General features: G+C 61.6%; 12 protein-coding genes. 7 read left to right on the top strand and 5 right to left on the bottom strand.

What is annotated here, in order from left to right; genetic code table 11:
• Positions 1–245 precede the first annotated feature (245 nt).
• Genes asd through L4G42_RS15045 form a run of 3 tightly spaced genes read right to left on the bottom strand, consistent with a single transcriptional unit; the run spans position 246 to position 3,566 of the window.
• Positions 246–1,115: an archaetidylserine decarboxylase gene (gene asd, locus L4G42_RS15055; RefSeq protein ID WP_237251993.1), complete on the bottom strand. Its 870-nt coding sequence runs from the start codon at positions 1,113–1,115 to the stop codon at positions 246–248.
• 53 nt (positions 1,116–1,168) lie between these two features.
• The gene (locus L4G42_RS15050) at positions 1,169–1,984 is read right to left on the bottom strand and encodes a rhodanese-like domain-containing protein (RefSeq protein ID WP_237251864.1); all 816 of its coding nucleotides are present in this window, start codon (positions 1,982–1,984) and stop codon (positions 1,169–1,171) included.
• A gap of 46 nt (positions 1,985–2,030) precedes the next feature.
• The gene (locus L4G42_RS15045) at positions 2,031–3,566 is read right to left on the bottom strand and encodes an HDOD domain-containing protein (protein ID WP_237251865.1); all 1,536 of its coding nucleotides are present in this window, start codon (positions 3,564–3,566) and stop codon (positions 2,031–2,033) included.
• 212 nt (positions 3,567–3,778) lie between these two features.
• Here L4G42_RS15045 and motA point away from each other — a divergent pair, with 212 nt between their 5' ends.
• Positions 3,779–4,630 (top strand): flagellar motor stator protein MotA, encoded by an 852-nt coding sequence (motA, locus tag L4G42_RS15040; RefSeq protein ID WP_237251866.1) that lies wholly within the window; start codon positions 3,779–3,781, stop codon positions 4,628–4,630.
• A 3-nt stretch (positions 4,631–4,633) separates the two neighbouring features.
• Positions 4,634–5,689, top strand: a complete 1,056-nt coding sequence (gene motB, locus L4G42_RS15035) for a flagellar motor protein MotB (RefSeq protein ID WP_237251867.1) — start codon at positions 4,634–4,636, stop codon at positions 5,687–5,689.
• Positions 5,690–5,954: 265 nt separating this feature from the next.
• On the opposite strand, the gene rsgA is transcribed toward motB, so the two are convergent.
• On the bottom strand, positions 5,955–6,986 hold the full coding sequence (gene rsgA, locus L4G42_RS15030; protein ID WP_065987812.1) for a small ribosomal subunit biogenesis GTPase RsgA: 1,032 nt from the start codon (positions 6,984–6,986) through the stop codon (positions 5,955–5,957).
• 113 nt (positions 6,987–7,099) lie between these two features.
• Between rsgA and orn the strand changes: the two genes are divergently transcribed.
• Together orn and L4G42_RS15020 are read left to right on the top strand one after the other, a co-directional pair.
• A complete protein-coding gene (gene orn, locus L4G42_RS15025) occupies positions 7,100–7,636 on the top strand; it encodes an oligoribonuclease (RefSeq protein WP_065987811.1) in 537 nt (178 codons plus the stop codon).
• A gap of 117 nt (positions 7,637–7,753) precedes the next feature.
• On the top strand, positions 7,754–8,365 hold the full coding sequence (locus L4G42_RS15020; protein ID WP_122533826.1) for a trimeric intracellular cation channel family protein: 612 nt from the start codon (positions 7,754–7,756) through the stop codon (positions 8,363–8,365).
• Between the two features lie 98 nt (positions 8,366–8,463).
• Here the strand turns inward: L4G42_RS15020 and queG are convergent, their stop codons facing one another.
• Positions 8,464–9,582 carry a tRNA epoxyqueuosine(34) reductase QueG gene (gene queG, locus L4G42_RS15015; RefSeq protein ID WP_237251868.1) on the bottom strand — a complete coding sequence of 373 codons (1,119 nt, stop codon included), beginning with the start codon at positions 9,580–9,582 and terminating at the stop codon, positions 8,464–8,466.
• 62 nt (positions 9,583–9,644) lie between these two features.
• Between queG and L4G42_RS15010 the strand changes: the two genes are divergently transcribed.
• The 3 genes from L4G42_RS15010 to L4G42_RS15000 are packed head-to-tail and all read left to right on the top strand — an operon-like array spanning position 9,645 to position 13,052.
• Entirely contained in the window at positions 9,645–11,141 is a 1,497-nt protein-coding gene (locus L4G42_RS15010; protein ID WP_237251869.1) for an NAD(P)H-hydrate dehydratase, read from the top strand.
• Positions 11,129–11,599, top strand: coding sequence for a tRNA (adenosine(37)-N6)-threonylcarbamoyltransferase complex ATPase subunit type 1 TsaE (tsaE, locus tag L4G42_RS15005; protein ID WP_237251870.1), 471 nt, complete (start codon positions 11,129–11,131; stop codon positions 11,597–11,599). The genes L4G42_RS15010 and tsaE overlap by 13 nt, the downstream gene beginning before the upstream one ends.
• Positions 11,600–11,612: 13 nt before the next feature.
• A complete protein-coding gene (locus tag L4G42_RS15000; RefSeq protein WP_237251871.1) occupies positions 11,613–13,052 on the top strand; it encodes an N-acetylmuramoyl-L-alanine amidase in 1,440 nt (479 codons plus the stop codon).

The raw sequence follows: 13,052 nt of genomic DNA, 5'->3' as shown, positions 1-13,052 counted from the left end.
CGTCCAACTCCGGGGGCAAGCACCCTCGCCGAGCGAAAAGAGCACGTTTACGTCCACTGAAAGCGAAGTTTCCTACAGCGCTGACAACTGGACTCTAGCAGCATCCTGCAACCGTCGCAGCCTGTGCCCATTGTCCTGCAGCCAGACCCCGCATCCCTGGTCAAGCGTGATGCTGCGCGACGGCTTAAAGCAGTTCGCGCCAGAAAAACAGCATCACGCCTCACAGATATGAGTTAAGGCAAGAATCAGGCCTGTAATGGCAGCGCGAGGCCCTGACCCATCTGAACGGCCGAACCGGCCGCCAGCAGCTCGGACCACTTCACCTGATTTGGCCCGAACAGCACGATGGCCGTAGAGCCCAGTTTGAAGCGACCCAACTCGGCACCTTTTTCCAGATGGATGGGCGCGCGCGCTGCTTCGTCGTAACGGAAAGTCTTGAGCTCGCGCTTGGGCGGCGTGACCAGGCCCGCCCATACGGTTTCGATCGAGGCGACGATCATCGCGCCGACCAGCACGACGGCCATCGGACCGCGCTCGGTATCGAACAGGCACACCACGCGTTCGTTACGGGCGAACAGCTCCGGCACGTTTTCCGCCGTGATCTGGTTCACCGAGAACAGCCGGCCCGGTACGTAGACCATCTCGCGCAGGGTGCCGGCGAGCGGCATGTGCACGCGGTGATAGTCCTTCGGTGACAGGTAAACGGTCGCAAATTCGCCACCCATGAACGGCGCGGACAGGCGCGCATCGCCGCCTAGCAGTTCCAGTACGCTGTAGCTGTGTCCTTTGGCCTGGAAAATCCGACCGTGTTCGATTGGGCCCAGTTGGCTGACCGCGCCGTCTGCAGGGCAAAGGATCGCGCCTGGCGTTGGGTCCAACGGGCGCGCTCCCGGTTTGAGGGCGCGGGTGAAGAAGTCATTGAAGTGCTGGTACCCGGTGATGTCCTCGACCTGAGCCTGGGACATGTCGACCTGATAGCGGCGCGCAAACCACTGGGTGAAAGCGTTCTTGAACCAGCGCACGCGGCATTCGGCCACGCAGCCCGCCAGTTGCGACAGCAGATGATGGGGAAGCAGATACTGGAAAAGGATAAACAGACGCTGTTTCATCAAGATTCCTAAAACGTTTGAAGAAGGGAATACGGATCTACGCCACGTCGGGCGCCGATTTATTTCTCGACCGGGGTGTCCGGATGGTTGCCCCACTCGCCCCAGGAGCCGGCGTAGCCCTTGATCCTCGGGTAACCCAGCGCCTTGGCCACCAGATAGGTGAAGCCCGAACGATGATGGGTCTGGCAGTGGGTAATGATTTCTTTCTCCGGGGTAATGCCCAGGCTTTCGAGGATCTGCGGCATGTCCTTGCGGATGCGCAGGTTGCGCGCCTGATCCATGCCGGCCGTCCATTCAAAATTCACGGCGCCGGGAATGTGACCTCCCTTGGCAGCGACGACTTTTTCGCCGGAGTACTCGGTCGGCGCGCGCGCGTCCCAGATTGCCAGGTCAGCGGCGCCGAGGCGGCTTTGCAGGTATTCGCGGGTGGCTGTGGGCTCGTCGTGCAAGGTCAGTGAAACCGGGCCACCGACTGTTTTTGGCACTTCCGTCGAGAGTGGCAGGCCTTCGGCTTGCCAGGCGAGAAGCCCACCGTCGATATAGTGATACTTTTTGTGTCCGATGACGTCGAGCAGCCAGATGAACCGGCCGGCCCAGCCACCGCCTTCGTCGTCGTAGACCACGTACACCGCGTCGGGGTTGTGGCCCAGTTCGCCGAACAGCCCTTCCAGATGCGTGTGCGAGGGCAGCAGCCCCGGCGCAGGTGGCAGGCCCAGTTGCGTGCGTTTCGGATCGACGAATCGCGCGCCCGGGATGTGGCCGGCCTCGTAGCGGGCCGGGCTGGTCAGGTCGACCAGAATAAGCTCTGGCGCGCTGAGGCGTGCTTGCAGGTCTGCGGGCTCGATGACCAGCGGCAAGCTTGAAAAGGCAGACATGTAGCGTCTCCGGATCGCGAAAAGGTTGCGAATTGTAGCTCAGCCGTCAGCCATTGCGATGGCTAAAGGTGGTGAGGGCTTTCTCGATGCACTGACCGGTTTTTCCGAAAGCCTGGACGGAGACTTCGGAAAACAGCCCGCCGCCCTGATCGGCCACCACCACCATCACCACACGGCCATTGCTGGCGAGCGAGCGAATCAGCAGGTTTTCGCCGCTGAACAGGTTGCGCAGTTGCGGCGGCAGCAACGCGGAAAACTGGGCGTTGTTGGCCGGTGTCAGGCGCAATTGCGTGGGTTGGGCGAGCAGGCGTTGCAGCACGGTGCTGTCTTTGTAGGGCACCAGCAACGCAGCGGCCGACTTGTCCACGCCCGCGATCTGATGCACGCGCAGACTGTCGGTCTTGCGATCGGTCATCAGCAGCACCACCCGCTGCATGCCCGCTGCCACCAGTGCATCCCTGGCGCAGGTGGTCAGGTGTATCGCGTTGATGAAAATGCCAGGCTCTTTCAACAGATCGGCGCAGTGCTTGCGCCACAGCTGCAAGGCGTCGGGCGATGGTGGCGGGGCAGGCAGCAAGCCTTTGTGTACCCGACGGGCATTCCACGGCCAGAGCAAAGCCTGCGCGGGGTGCCAGATGTCCGGGCCGGAATGCTGACGCGCGCTGGCCGCTGCGTTCTGGTGAACCTGCTGTTGGAGATCATCCAGTGACTGTTGCAGATACAGGCTGGTCAGCAGCTGCCAGCGCAGGTTATGCGGTGTGTCCCATGCCTGATGCGCCGACAGCGCGAGGCCGTTGGCCAGCAGAATCGTATTGGCGGGCTGGTTGAGCCAGCGCCGCAGCGGCAGGTCGGCGTCGAGTTGCTGTTGCTGTTTGAGTGGGTCACCGTTGCTGTGGGCGATGCGCAACACTTTCACCAGATTGCGTTGCTGGGAGGTCAGCAATTCGTAGCCCTGGGTCACCCAGATCGGCAGGCGCCAGTGCTGCGCCAGCGCCTGACACAAATGCACCAGCCGCACGCCAAACAGTGCCTGCTCTACAGCCTTAGCGCACTCGCCCTTGTGGATAACCCGCAGTTCCCATTCTTCCAGCAGTTTGGGGTGCGCCAGCGCCATCGGCCAAAGCGGCGAGAGAAACAGAAGGCTGCCCAGATGGATGTCCTGCCACAGCCGGGCCAGTTGATTGGCGAACAAGCCGTAAGCCTGTTGCATGGCGTGCTGACTGATCATCTGGATTTGACGCAACGCCAGCGGGATGTCCCGCGCATCGACACTGGGCAGCCGCGCCAATAGCGCTTCGGTACGCGCCAGTCCCAATCGGTTGATGGCGACTTCAAGACTCTCCGCAGGCTGGGCCGTGGCGGGGCTGTTCAGGTTGGCTTCGCGCAAAACGTTGAGCACCAGCGCCGGGCTGTCCTGCATGAGGTCGGCAATATCGCGCAGCGAGCGGCGACTGTCGGTCAATGCCGCCTGCACGCGCTGATACGCCACCGCAGGCACCGGCAAGGCGATGCCGTCGAGCTGTTTTATCCAGTTATCCAGGGTGCGCGGGACAGGTAGCGAAGAAGCTTTATCTGATTGCATTCACAACACCCGTACGGCTGGGAGGTTTAGATCGATGTCGGATACTGGCATCATGCTGGCCCTCGCGGCGCAACGTCCGGCGCCACACATCGGTCAGCATTTTCCTGTGATCTGACTATAGTCTGGCGCATTCATGCCGATAAGCAGGACAAGAGTTTCAAGCGCTTCTCGCACAATGACCATGAACCCGACTCAGTAAGTATTTCCTACCTATGGCAAAAATTATCGGCATCATCGTCGTTTTCGCGAGCGTTCTCGGCGGATACGTACTGTCCCACGGTCAGATCGCTGCGTTGATCCAGCCTTACGAGGTCTTGATCATTGGCGGTGCGGCGCTGGGTGCATTCCTGCAAGCCAACCCGGGCTATATGACCATGCTGGTCTTCAAGAAGTCCTTGAAGATGTTCGGCTCCCGGTTCACCCACGGCTACTACCTCGAAGTGCTGGGCCTGGTCTACGAGATCCTCAACAAGAGCCGTCGCGAAGGCATGATGGCGATCGAAGGCGACATCGAAGAGCCCGAGAACAGCCCGATTTTCGCCAAATACCCTGGCGTGCTCAAAGACACCCGCATGATCGCCTTCATCTGCGATTACCTGCGCATCATGTCCTCAGGCAACATGGCGCCCCACGAGCTGGAAGGCTTGTTCGACATGGAATTGCTGAGCATGAAAGAAGAGCTCGAGCATCCTTCCCACGCAGTGACCGGCGTCGCCGACGCCCTGCCGGGTTTCGGTATCGTTGCCGCGGTACTGGGTATTGTTGTGACCATGGCCTCCCTGGGCTCCGGCGACAAGGCAGCGATCGGGATGCACGTCGGTGCGGCGCTGGTCGGTACGTTCTTCGGTATCCTCGCGGCGTACGGTTTCTTCGGCCCGTTGGCCACTTGCCTGGCCCACGATGCCAAGGAAGAAATGAACGTCTATGAATCGATCAAGGCTTCGCTCGTGGCGTCAGCGTCCGGCGTGCCGCCTTCGCTGGCCGTGGAGTTCGGTCGCAAGGTTCTGTATCCGGCCCATCGCCCCAGCTTCAGCGAGCTGGAACAAGCTGTCCGCGGTCGTTGATCTATGGAAAATAATCAGCCGATCATCATAAAGCGCGTCAAGCGCTACGGCGGAGGGCATCACGGCGGCGCCTGGAAAATCGCATTTGCCGACTTCGCGACGGCGATGATGGCGTTCTTCCTGGTGCTGTGGCTGATGTCATCGGCCACGCCCGAGCAACTGCTCGCCATCGCCGGTTACTTCAAGGACCCGGTCGGTTTTTCCGACAGCGGCTCGCCTTACGTGATTGACCTGGGCGGTTCGCCCGAAATGTCCCCTAACCAGACGCTCAACCCGGAGGTGCAATCCACGCCTGCGCCGGATCGCGTGCCGGTCGACGCGGATCAGCAGGATTCTGCCGCCGAGCAAGTCGAGCAGGACCGTCTGGAAATGTTGCTGCAAGAGTTGCAGACCAAGATCAACGAGAATCCGCAACTGGCGAAGTTCAAGGACCAGATTCTGTTCGAGATCACCCAGGACGGCTTGCGCATCCAGATCACGGATGCCGAAAACCGCCCGATGTTCGACATCGGCAGCGCGAAGCTCAAACCGTACTTCGAAGACATCTTGCTGGCCATGGCCGACACCATCAAAGCGGTGCCGAACAAGGTCAGCATCAGCGGTCACACCGACGCGACGCCTTTTATCGGCAATAACGGCTTCGGCAACTGGGAGCTGTCGTCCGGTCGAGCGAACGCCGCTCGCCGGGCGCTCCTCGCGGGAGGGTATCCGGATCAGCAGGTGGCGCGCGTAGTGGGCTATGCGTCTTCGGCACTGTATGACAAGGAGCACCCGCAAAATCCGATCAACCGTCGCATCGACATTGTGGTGATGACCAAGAAAGCCCAGCAGCGGATCGAAGGCGCGCAGAATTCAGGTGAAGCACCGCAAACGCCGGATGCGCCTGGAGCCGCTGCGCCATCGCCTTTACCTGGCGCTACCGGGTCGGCCAATCAGCCGGGGGCGTCGATTTCCACACCTGCCGTCGATCCGCAGGCTTACGCCCAGCCCCACGAGATTCGGCAGAAGCTGAACATCTTCGATCAGGGCCAGCTGAAGATCGACGAAACCAAGAACTGATACCTGTGTAGACGACGCAAAAACGCCGCGATGATCGCGGCGTTTTTCGTTTGTGCCTCTCGACAGCCGAGTCCTTATTCAAGTTGCGTGCGCCGCAGAGGCTGTGTGGCGCAATTCAATTGTAGGAGCGCGCTTGCCCGCGAAAGCGATCTTCCTGTGACGAGTCGATTGCCTGACACGCCGCCTTCGCGGGCAAGCGCGCTCCTACAAATCTTCGTCGAATGCGTTGGATTTCGGACAGGTGCGCCGCACTGGGCGGCGCCCGTCAGTAACTGCTTTCCGGCAAGCTCGCGATGATCGAGCGATAGCTGTTCATTCGCTGCTGCTGCACGCGCCCGTCTGCCAGGCCCTGCAACAAGGCACAGCCGGGTTCGCGGTCATGCTTGCAGTCACGGAAGCGGCATCGGCCGAGCAGGTCGTTGAATTCGATGAAGCCCGCCTCGACGTCGGCACGGCTGACGTGACCGAGGCCGAATTCACGGATGCCCGGTGAGTCGATCAGGTCGCCGCCGCGCGGGAAGTGGAACAGCCGCGCGGTGGTCGTGGTGTGGGTGCCTTGGCCCGAGTACTCCGACAAAGGCCCGACGCGCGTGCCGACTTCCGGCAGCAGGCTGTTGACCAGCGAGGATTTGCCGACGCCGGACTGGCCGACGAACACACTGATATGGCCATCCAGCTGGTCCTGCAACTGCTGCATGCCATCGCCGTGGTGGGCCGAGACTTCCAGCACCGGATAACCCAGCGTGCGGTACACCGCCAGCAGCGCATTGAGCGCAGGAGCATTCTGATCGTCGATCAGGTCAAACTTGTTCAACAGCAACAACGGGCGAATCCCTGCGTGCTCAGCGGCCACCAGGTAACGGTCGATCAGATTGGCGTGGGGTTCGGGCATCGGTGCGAAAACAATGACGATCAGGTCAACGTTGGCGGCGACCGGCTTGAGCTGGCCCCGGCTGTCCGGGCGGCTCAGTTCTGTATCGCGGGGCAACTGTGCAACGATGACGCCGATGCCCTGATTGCCAGCGCGCCACACGACTCGGTCGCCGGTCACCAGCGCCGGCAGGTTGGCGCGCAAGTGGCATCGAAAAACCTGACCCTGCAGCTCGCCGTCCTGCGCTTCGACTTCTACCTGCACGCCAAAATGCGCGATGACCAGACCCGTTTGCTCGGGACCGAGATCGCCGCCTTCCAGCGTTTCGAGAGCGGTTGATTCACGTTTGGCGGCACGCGCTGCGCGCTCGCCCTGAATCTTTTCGATGCGCCAGTTCTGGCGGCGGTTGAGTTGGCGTTTGGCCATGGGTGTTCAGTGTTCCGTTTGAAGACGCATAAAGGTGCTGATTTGATAAAGCGCGAGCGAGTCTAGCACGCCCGGGTGGGCTAAACTGCGCGCCAACGCTGAGGAGCCGACATATGCAGAACAAACAGAATCTTATCTGGATCGACCTGGAAATGACCGGTCTGGACCCTGATAACGACGTCATCATTGAGATGGCAACTATCATCACCGACAGCGAACTCAACACCCTGGCCGAAGGCCCGGTCATCGCGGTTCATCAGAGCGATGAGCTTCTGAACGGCATGGACGAATGGAACACCCGCCAGCACGGCGGTTCCGGCCTGACCCAGCGTGTGCGCGAAAGCAAAATCTCCAACGACGAAGCCGAGGCCATGACGCTTGAGTTCATCAAGCAGTGGGTCCCCGAGCGCAGCTCGCCCATTTGCGGCAACAGCATCTGCCAGGACCGTCGCTTCCTGTACAAGCGCATGCCGACGCTGGAAAACTATTTCCACTATCGCAACCTCGACGTCTCGACCCTCAAGGAACTGGCCGCACGCTGGTCACCTGATCTCAAGTTCAAGAAGGGCAGCACGCACCTGGCGCTGGATGATATCCGTGAGTCGATCGCCGAGCTGCGTTTCTACCGTGAGCACTTCATCAAGTCTTGATAGCAGGGCGCCGGCGGCCAATCGCGGTCTTCCAGAGAGAGCACAACGCTAAACGCTCTCTTTTGGTGCCTCGGTCGAGTGGTTAGACTGCGCCCCTTTCTCGCAGGGACTGCCGCCATGTTGTTGATGCTCTACCTGATCGCTATTACGGCCGAAGCCATGACCGGCGCGCTGTCCGCAGGCCGTCGCGGCATGGACTGGTTCGGTGTGGTGCTGATCGCGTGCATCACGGCGTTGGGCGGTGGTTCGGTCCGCGACGTGCTGCTGGGGCATTACCCGCTGACGTGGGTCAAGCACCCTGAGTACCTGATCCTGACCAGTGTTGCAGCGCTGGTGACCATTTTCATCGCGCCGCTCATGCGGCATCTGCGCTCACTGTTTTTGGTGCTCGATGCGTTGGGATTGGTGGCGTTCACGCTGATCGGCTGTATGACCGCGCTGGACATGGGCTTGAGCATGACCGTCGCCGCCGTGAGCGGGGTGATTACGGGCGTGTTTGGCGGGATCCTGCGGGACATTTTCTGCAACGACATCCCCCTCATCTTCCGCCGCGAGCTGTATGCCAGCGTGTCGTTTGCCGCCGCGTGGTGCTTTTTGCTGTGTCAGTACGCCGGGTTGCCGGTGGAGCAGGGCACGCTGATCACCCTGTTTGGCGGGCTGTTGCTGCGGCTGCTGGCGATCAGGTTTCGCTGGGAAATGCCGAAGTTTGTTTACAAGGACGGGCATTGAGCCGCGCCGCTATTTGTAGGAGCGCGCTTGCCCGCGATTGCGATTCGTCAGGCATCAACGCATTCACTGGCCGATTGCGTTCGCGGGCAAGCGCGCTCCTACAGCAGGTGGTTTGCGGCCCTGGCTTCATGCTGCCGCAACGCCCACTCCACATGCTCGCGCACCATCTCTGACGGATGCTCCCGCCGCGCTTTGAGCGCTTCGATCACAGGGATGGTAGACGGCGCATTGCCCAGTCCCACGGCCAGATTTCTCAACCAGCGCTCATACCCGGCGCGCCGCAACGGTGAGCCTTCGGTGTTGCTCAGGAATGTCGTCTCATCCCACAAAAACAGCGTCGTCAATTCGGCGTTATCAAGGCCGTGGCGGGGTTTGAAATCCGTTTGATCGGTCGGCCGGGCGAAGCGATTCCACGGGCAGACGATCTGACAGTCATCACAGCCGAACACCCGATTGCCGATCAACGCACGCAAGTCTTCGGGGATCGACGTCTTCAGCTCGATGGTCAGGTAGGAAATGCACTTGCGCGCATCCAGCACGTAGGGCCCGACGAACGCATTGGTCGGGCATACGTCCAGGCACGCCGTGCAGCGCCCGCAATGCTCGGTGGCGTGTGGCGCGTCTACCGGCAGCGGCAGGTCAACGAACAGCTCGCTGAGGAAGAAATAACTGCCGGCCTTGCGATTGAGCACCAAGGTATTCTTGCCGATCCAGCCCAGCCCGGCCTGTTCGGCAATGGCCTTCTCCAGCACCGGTGCGCTGTCGACGAACGCGCGAAAACCGAATGGCCCGATCGCCTGTTGAATACGCTCCGCCAGTTGCTGCACGCGCTTGCGGATAAGCTTGTGGTAATCACGGCCCAGTGCGTAACGGGAAACGTAGGCTTTCTCGGGCTGCCCCAGCAACTGAGCCATCTGCGTGTCGCCGGGCAGATAGTCCATGCGCAACGACACCACACGCAGTGTTCCCGGCACCAGCTCGTCCGGATGCGAACGTTTGCTGCCATGCGCTGCCATATAGTCCATCTCGCCGTGGTACCCGGCATCGAGCCAGCGCTCAAGGTGCTGCTCGTGCTCAGCCAGGTCCAGTCCCGAGATCCCGACTTGCTGAAAGCCAAGCTCGCGCCCCCACTCCTTGATCGATTGGGCAAGGTCTGTAAGCCCGGCCGCCGTGAGGGGCGTTGAGGCTGTTGATGGATCTACAGTTATCGCGGACATGCAAGGAGGACACCGGGGCGCAGGTGCGTATAATTCTGCCAGACATCGGAGCCCAAAGACGCATGTTGCACAGCAAACCCCCATTTCCCGACGCGCTGTACAGCGCTGCCCAGGTGCGCGACCTCGACGCGCGCCTGATTGCTGCCGGCACGCCCGGCTTCGAGCTGATGCAGCGTGCCGCCCATGCCGCGTGGCGGGCAATACGCCGCCGCTGGCCTGAGGACAAACAGCTGACGGTGATGGCCGGTCGCGGTAATAACGCCGGGGACGGTTATCTCATCGCTGCGCTGGCCCGGCGTGCCGGCTGGCAAGTTAACGTGCTGGCCGTGGGTGATTGCGCCGCGCTGGTCGGCGATGCCCGAACGGCCTATGAAGAGGCCGTCGCCGCCAATGTCGATATTCAGCCATGGCAACAGCAGGCGCTGGCCGGCATCGTGGTCGACGCGCTGCTGGGCACTGGACTGACGGGCGACGTGCGCGCGCCTTATGCTGCGGCCATTGAGGCCATCAACGACAGTGGATTGCCCGTCGTGGCCGTCGATCTCCCTTCGGGACTGTGCGCAGATACGGGGCGAACCCTCGGCTGTGCAGTCCGCGCCGATCTGACCGTCACCTTCATCGGCCTCAAGGTCGGGCTGTTCACCGGCGATGCGCCCGAGCTGGTGGGTGAGCTGGTGTTCGATGACTTGCAGGCGGACGCCGAGATCATTCGGCAAACCCCCATCAGCGTCAGACGGCTGGACACCTTCAATCTACCAGCCCTGGCCCCTCGCTCACGCACTGCGCACAAGGGCATGTTCGGCCGCGTGCTGGTGGTGGGTGGCGATCAGGGCTTCGGCGGTGCTGCATTGCTCGCCACAGAAAGCACGCTGCGAGCCGGTGCCGGCATGGTCACGCTGGCAACACGGCCGGAACACGTCAGCGCCGCGCTGACGCGATTCCCCGAAGTCATGAGCGCCGGCATCAGCTCGGCCAACCAGCTTCGCGCCTTGATTGAGCCCGCGTCAGTGCTGGTGGTCGGTCCGGGCCTCGGCCAGCACAGCTGGGGGAAAAGTCTGCTGTCCGCGGCCGCCAACGCGATATTGCCGCAGGTCTGGGATGCCGACGCACTGAATGAGCTGGCGACCGGCGCGGTGCAACTGCCCGAGGGCTGCGTGATCACCCCGCATCCTGGCGAAGCTGCGCGGCTGTTGGGCACCGACACCAAGCACATCCAGGCCGATCGCCCGGCTGCGGCGCGGGCGCTGGCTAAAAAATTCAATGCCGTGTGCGTTTTAAAAGGCAGCGGCAGCCTGATTGCCAACCCGGCAGGTGACCTCGCATTGGCCGATCACGGCCATCCGGCCATGGCGACCGGTGGGCTGGGCGATGTGCTGTCCGGTGTCATCGGCGCGTTGATGGCGCAAAAGATGAGCGCTTACGATGCTGCTTGTCTGGGCGTCTGGCTGCACGCCCTCGCCGGTGAACAATGCGGCGCCAGCGGGCGAGGGCTGGCTGCCGCTGATCTGATTCCTGTTATTCGCCAGCTTCTGGAGGAGCACCAACCGTGTCTGAGCTAACCCTGGACCTCATGGGTGAAGAGGCCATGACCAACTTCGGCGCACGTATTGCCCAAGTGACTGAAAGCAATGGGATTATTTTTCTGGAGGGTGACCTGGGGGCGGGCAAGACCACGCTGTCCCGAGGAATCATTCGCGGCCTCGGCCATACCGGCGCGGTAAAAAGTCCGACGTTTACGCTGGTAGAACCTTACGAAATTGGGAGAAACCGCGCGTATCACTTTGATCTCTACCGACTTGTTGATCCAGAAGAGCTAGAATTCCTCGGCATCCGGGACTATTTCGAAGGCGATGCCCTTTGTCTCATCGAATGGCCCAATCTGGGTGCAGGCTTTTTGCCAAAGCCTGACCTGATCATTACCATAAGGCCGCTCGATGAAGGTCGCGCGCTGACGCTGAGCCCGAAAAGCTCGCGTGGCGAGATGTGGTGTGCCGCTTTGGCGCCGTCGTTTAAATAGACATTCAATAGATATGGGGTTTGGTATGCGCATGCGCGCGCTGGTTACTGTGATTGGACTGCTGCTGGCGACACTGGCTGTCGACGCGTTGGCCGCTTCACAGGTACGAAGTGTCCGCTTATGGCGTGCTCCGGATAACACTCGACTGGTTTTCGACCTGTCTGGCCCCGTTCAGCACAGCGTCTTTACGCTGCAGTCCCCTGATCGTCTGGTCATCGACATCAACGGCGCCACGCTGGGTGGGCCGCTGAACGTGCCGACAGCCAACACACCGATCACCAGCATGCGCTCGGCGCAGCGCACGCCTGACGACCTGCGCGTGGTCATCGACCTGAAAAAGGCGGTGACGCCGAAGAGCTTCACCCTCGCGCCGAACCAGCAATACGGCAACCGTCTGGTGGTCGACCTGTACGACAACGCCGCCGATGCCAATCCGCCGCCGTCGGTTGCCGATACCCCGGCCACCGCTGCTCCGGCGACGCCTGCGGTGCCGGTCAGTCCGTCCAAGCCTGAAATCAAACTCACCCCTGTGCCGAATGGCAAACGTGACATCGTCGTGGTCATTGATGCGGGCCACGGCGGTGAAGACCCGGGCGCATCCGGCGGCCGCGGTGAGAAAGAAAAGAACGTCGTGCTCGCGATCGCCAAGGAGCTTCAGCGCCAGATCAACGGCGAAAAGGGCTACCGCGCAGAGCTGACCCGCACCGGCGACTACTTCATCCCGCTGCGTAAGCGCACGGAAATTGCCCGCGCCAAAGGGGCTGACCTGTTCGTGTCCATTCACGCCGACGCGGCGCCTTCTTCCGCTGCCTTCGGCGCTTCGGTGTTTGCCTTGTCCGAACGCGGTGCGACCTCGGAGACAGCACGCTGGCTGGCGGACAGTGAAAACCGTTCCGACTTGATCGGTGGCGCCGGGGCCGTGAGCCTCGATGACAAAGACCGCATGCTCGCTGGCGTACTGCTTGATCTGTCGATGACCGCATCGCTGACTTCAAGCCTGAACGTCGGCCAGAAGGTTCTGACCAACATCGGCCGCGTGACCTCGTTGCACAAGTCCCGCGTCGAGCAGGCCGGCTTCATGGTGTTGAAGTCGCCGGACATTCCGTCGATTCTGGTCGAGACCGGCTTTATCTCCAACGCGGCGGAAGCCAACAAGCTCGAAGGCGCAAGCCACCAGCAAGCGTTGGCGCGGTCCATCACGGCGGGCGTGAAGCAGTTCTTCCAGCAGAATCCGCCGCAAGGCACGTACATCGCCTGGCTGCGGGATAACGGCAAGCTCGCCATGGGGGCGCGCGAGCACACGGTCCGTCACGGTGAATCGCTGAGCATGATCGCGGCGCGCTACGACATGACCATGCCGATGCTCCGTACCACCAATCATCTGAGCTCGGATGAGTTGAAAGTCGGCCAGCAACTGAGAATCCCCAGCGCAGAACTGGCAGGTGAGCCGTGA

Origin of the sequence: Pseudomonas petrae (assembly GCF_021728295.1) — a bacterium.
In the GTDB taxonomy this organism is placed as follows: Bacteria; Pseudomonadota; Gammaproteobacteria; order Pseudomonadales; family Pseudomonadaceae; genus Aquipseudomonas; species Aquipseudomonas petrae.
This window is presented reverse-complemented; position numbering and strand designations above follow the sequence as displayed.

What these genes read in the sequence shown, in the direction of transcription:
- L4G42_RS15050 (WP_237251864.1), bottom strand. Translation starts at nt 1,984, where the DNA reads ATGTCTGCCTTTTCAAGCTTGCCGCTGGTCATCGAGCCCGCAGACCTG.
- L4G42_RS15045 (WP_237251865.1), bottom strand. Translation starts at nt 3,566, where the DNA reads ATGCAATCAGATAAAGCTTCTTCGCTACCTGTCCCGCGCACCCTGGAT.
- motA (WP_237251866.1), top strand. Translation starts at nt 3,779, where the DNA reads ATGGCAAAAATTATCGGCATCATCGTCGTTTTCGCGAGCGTTCTCGGC.
- motB (WP_237251867.1), top strand. Translation starts at nt 4,634, where the DNA reads ATGGAAAATAATCAGCCGATCATCATAAAGCGCGTCAAGCGCTACGGC.
- rsgA (WP_065987812.1), bottom strand. Translation starts at nt 6,986, where the DNA reads ATGGCCAAACGCCAACTCAACCGCCGCCAGAACTGGCGCATCGAAAAG.
- orn (WP_065987811.1), top strand. Translation starts at nt 7,100, where the DNA reads ATGCAGAACAAACAGAATCTTATCTGGATCGACCTGGAAATGACCGGT.
- L4G42_RS15020 (WP_122533826.1), top strand. Translation starts at nt 7,754, where the DNA reads ATGTTGTTGATGCTCTACCTGATCGCTATTACGGCCGAAGCCATGACC.
- queG (WP_237251868.1), bottom strand. Translation starts at nt 9,582, where the DNA reads ATGTCCGCGATAACTGTAGATCCATCAACAGCCTCAACGCCCCTCACG.
- L4G42_RS15010 (WP_237251869.1), top strand. Translation starts at nt 9,645, where the DNA reads ATGTTGCACAGCAAACCCCCATTTCCCGACGCGCTGTACAGCGCTGCC.
- L4G42_RS15000 (WP_237251871.1), top strand. Translation starts at nt 11,613, where the DNA reads ATGGGGTTTGGTATGCGCATGCGCGCGCTGGTTACTGTGATTGGACTG.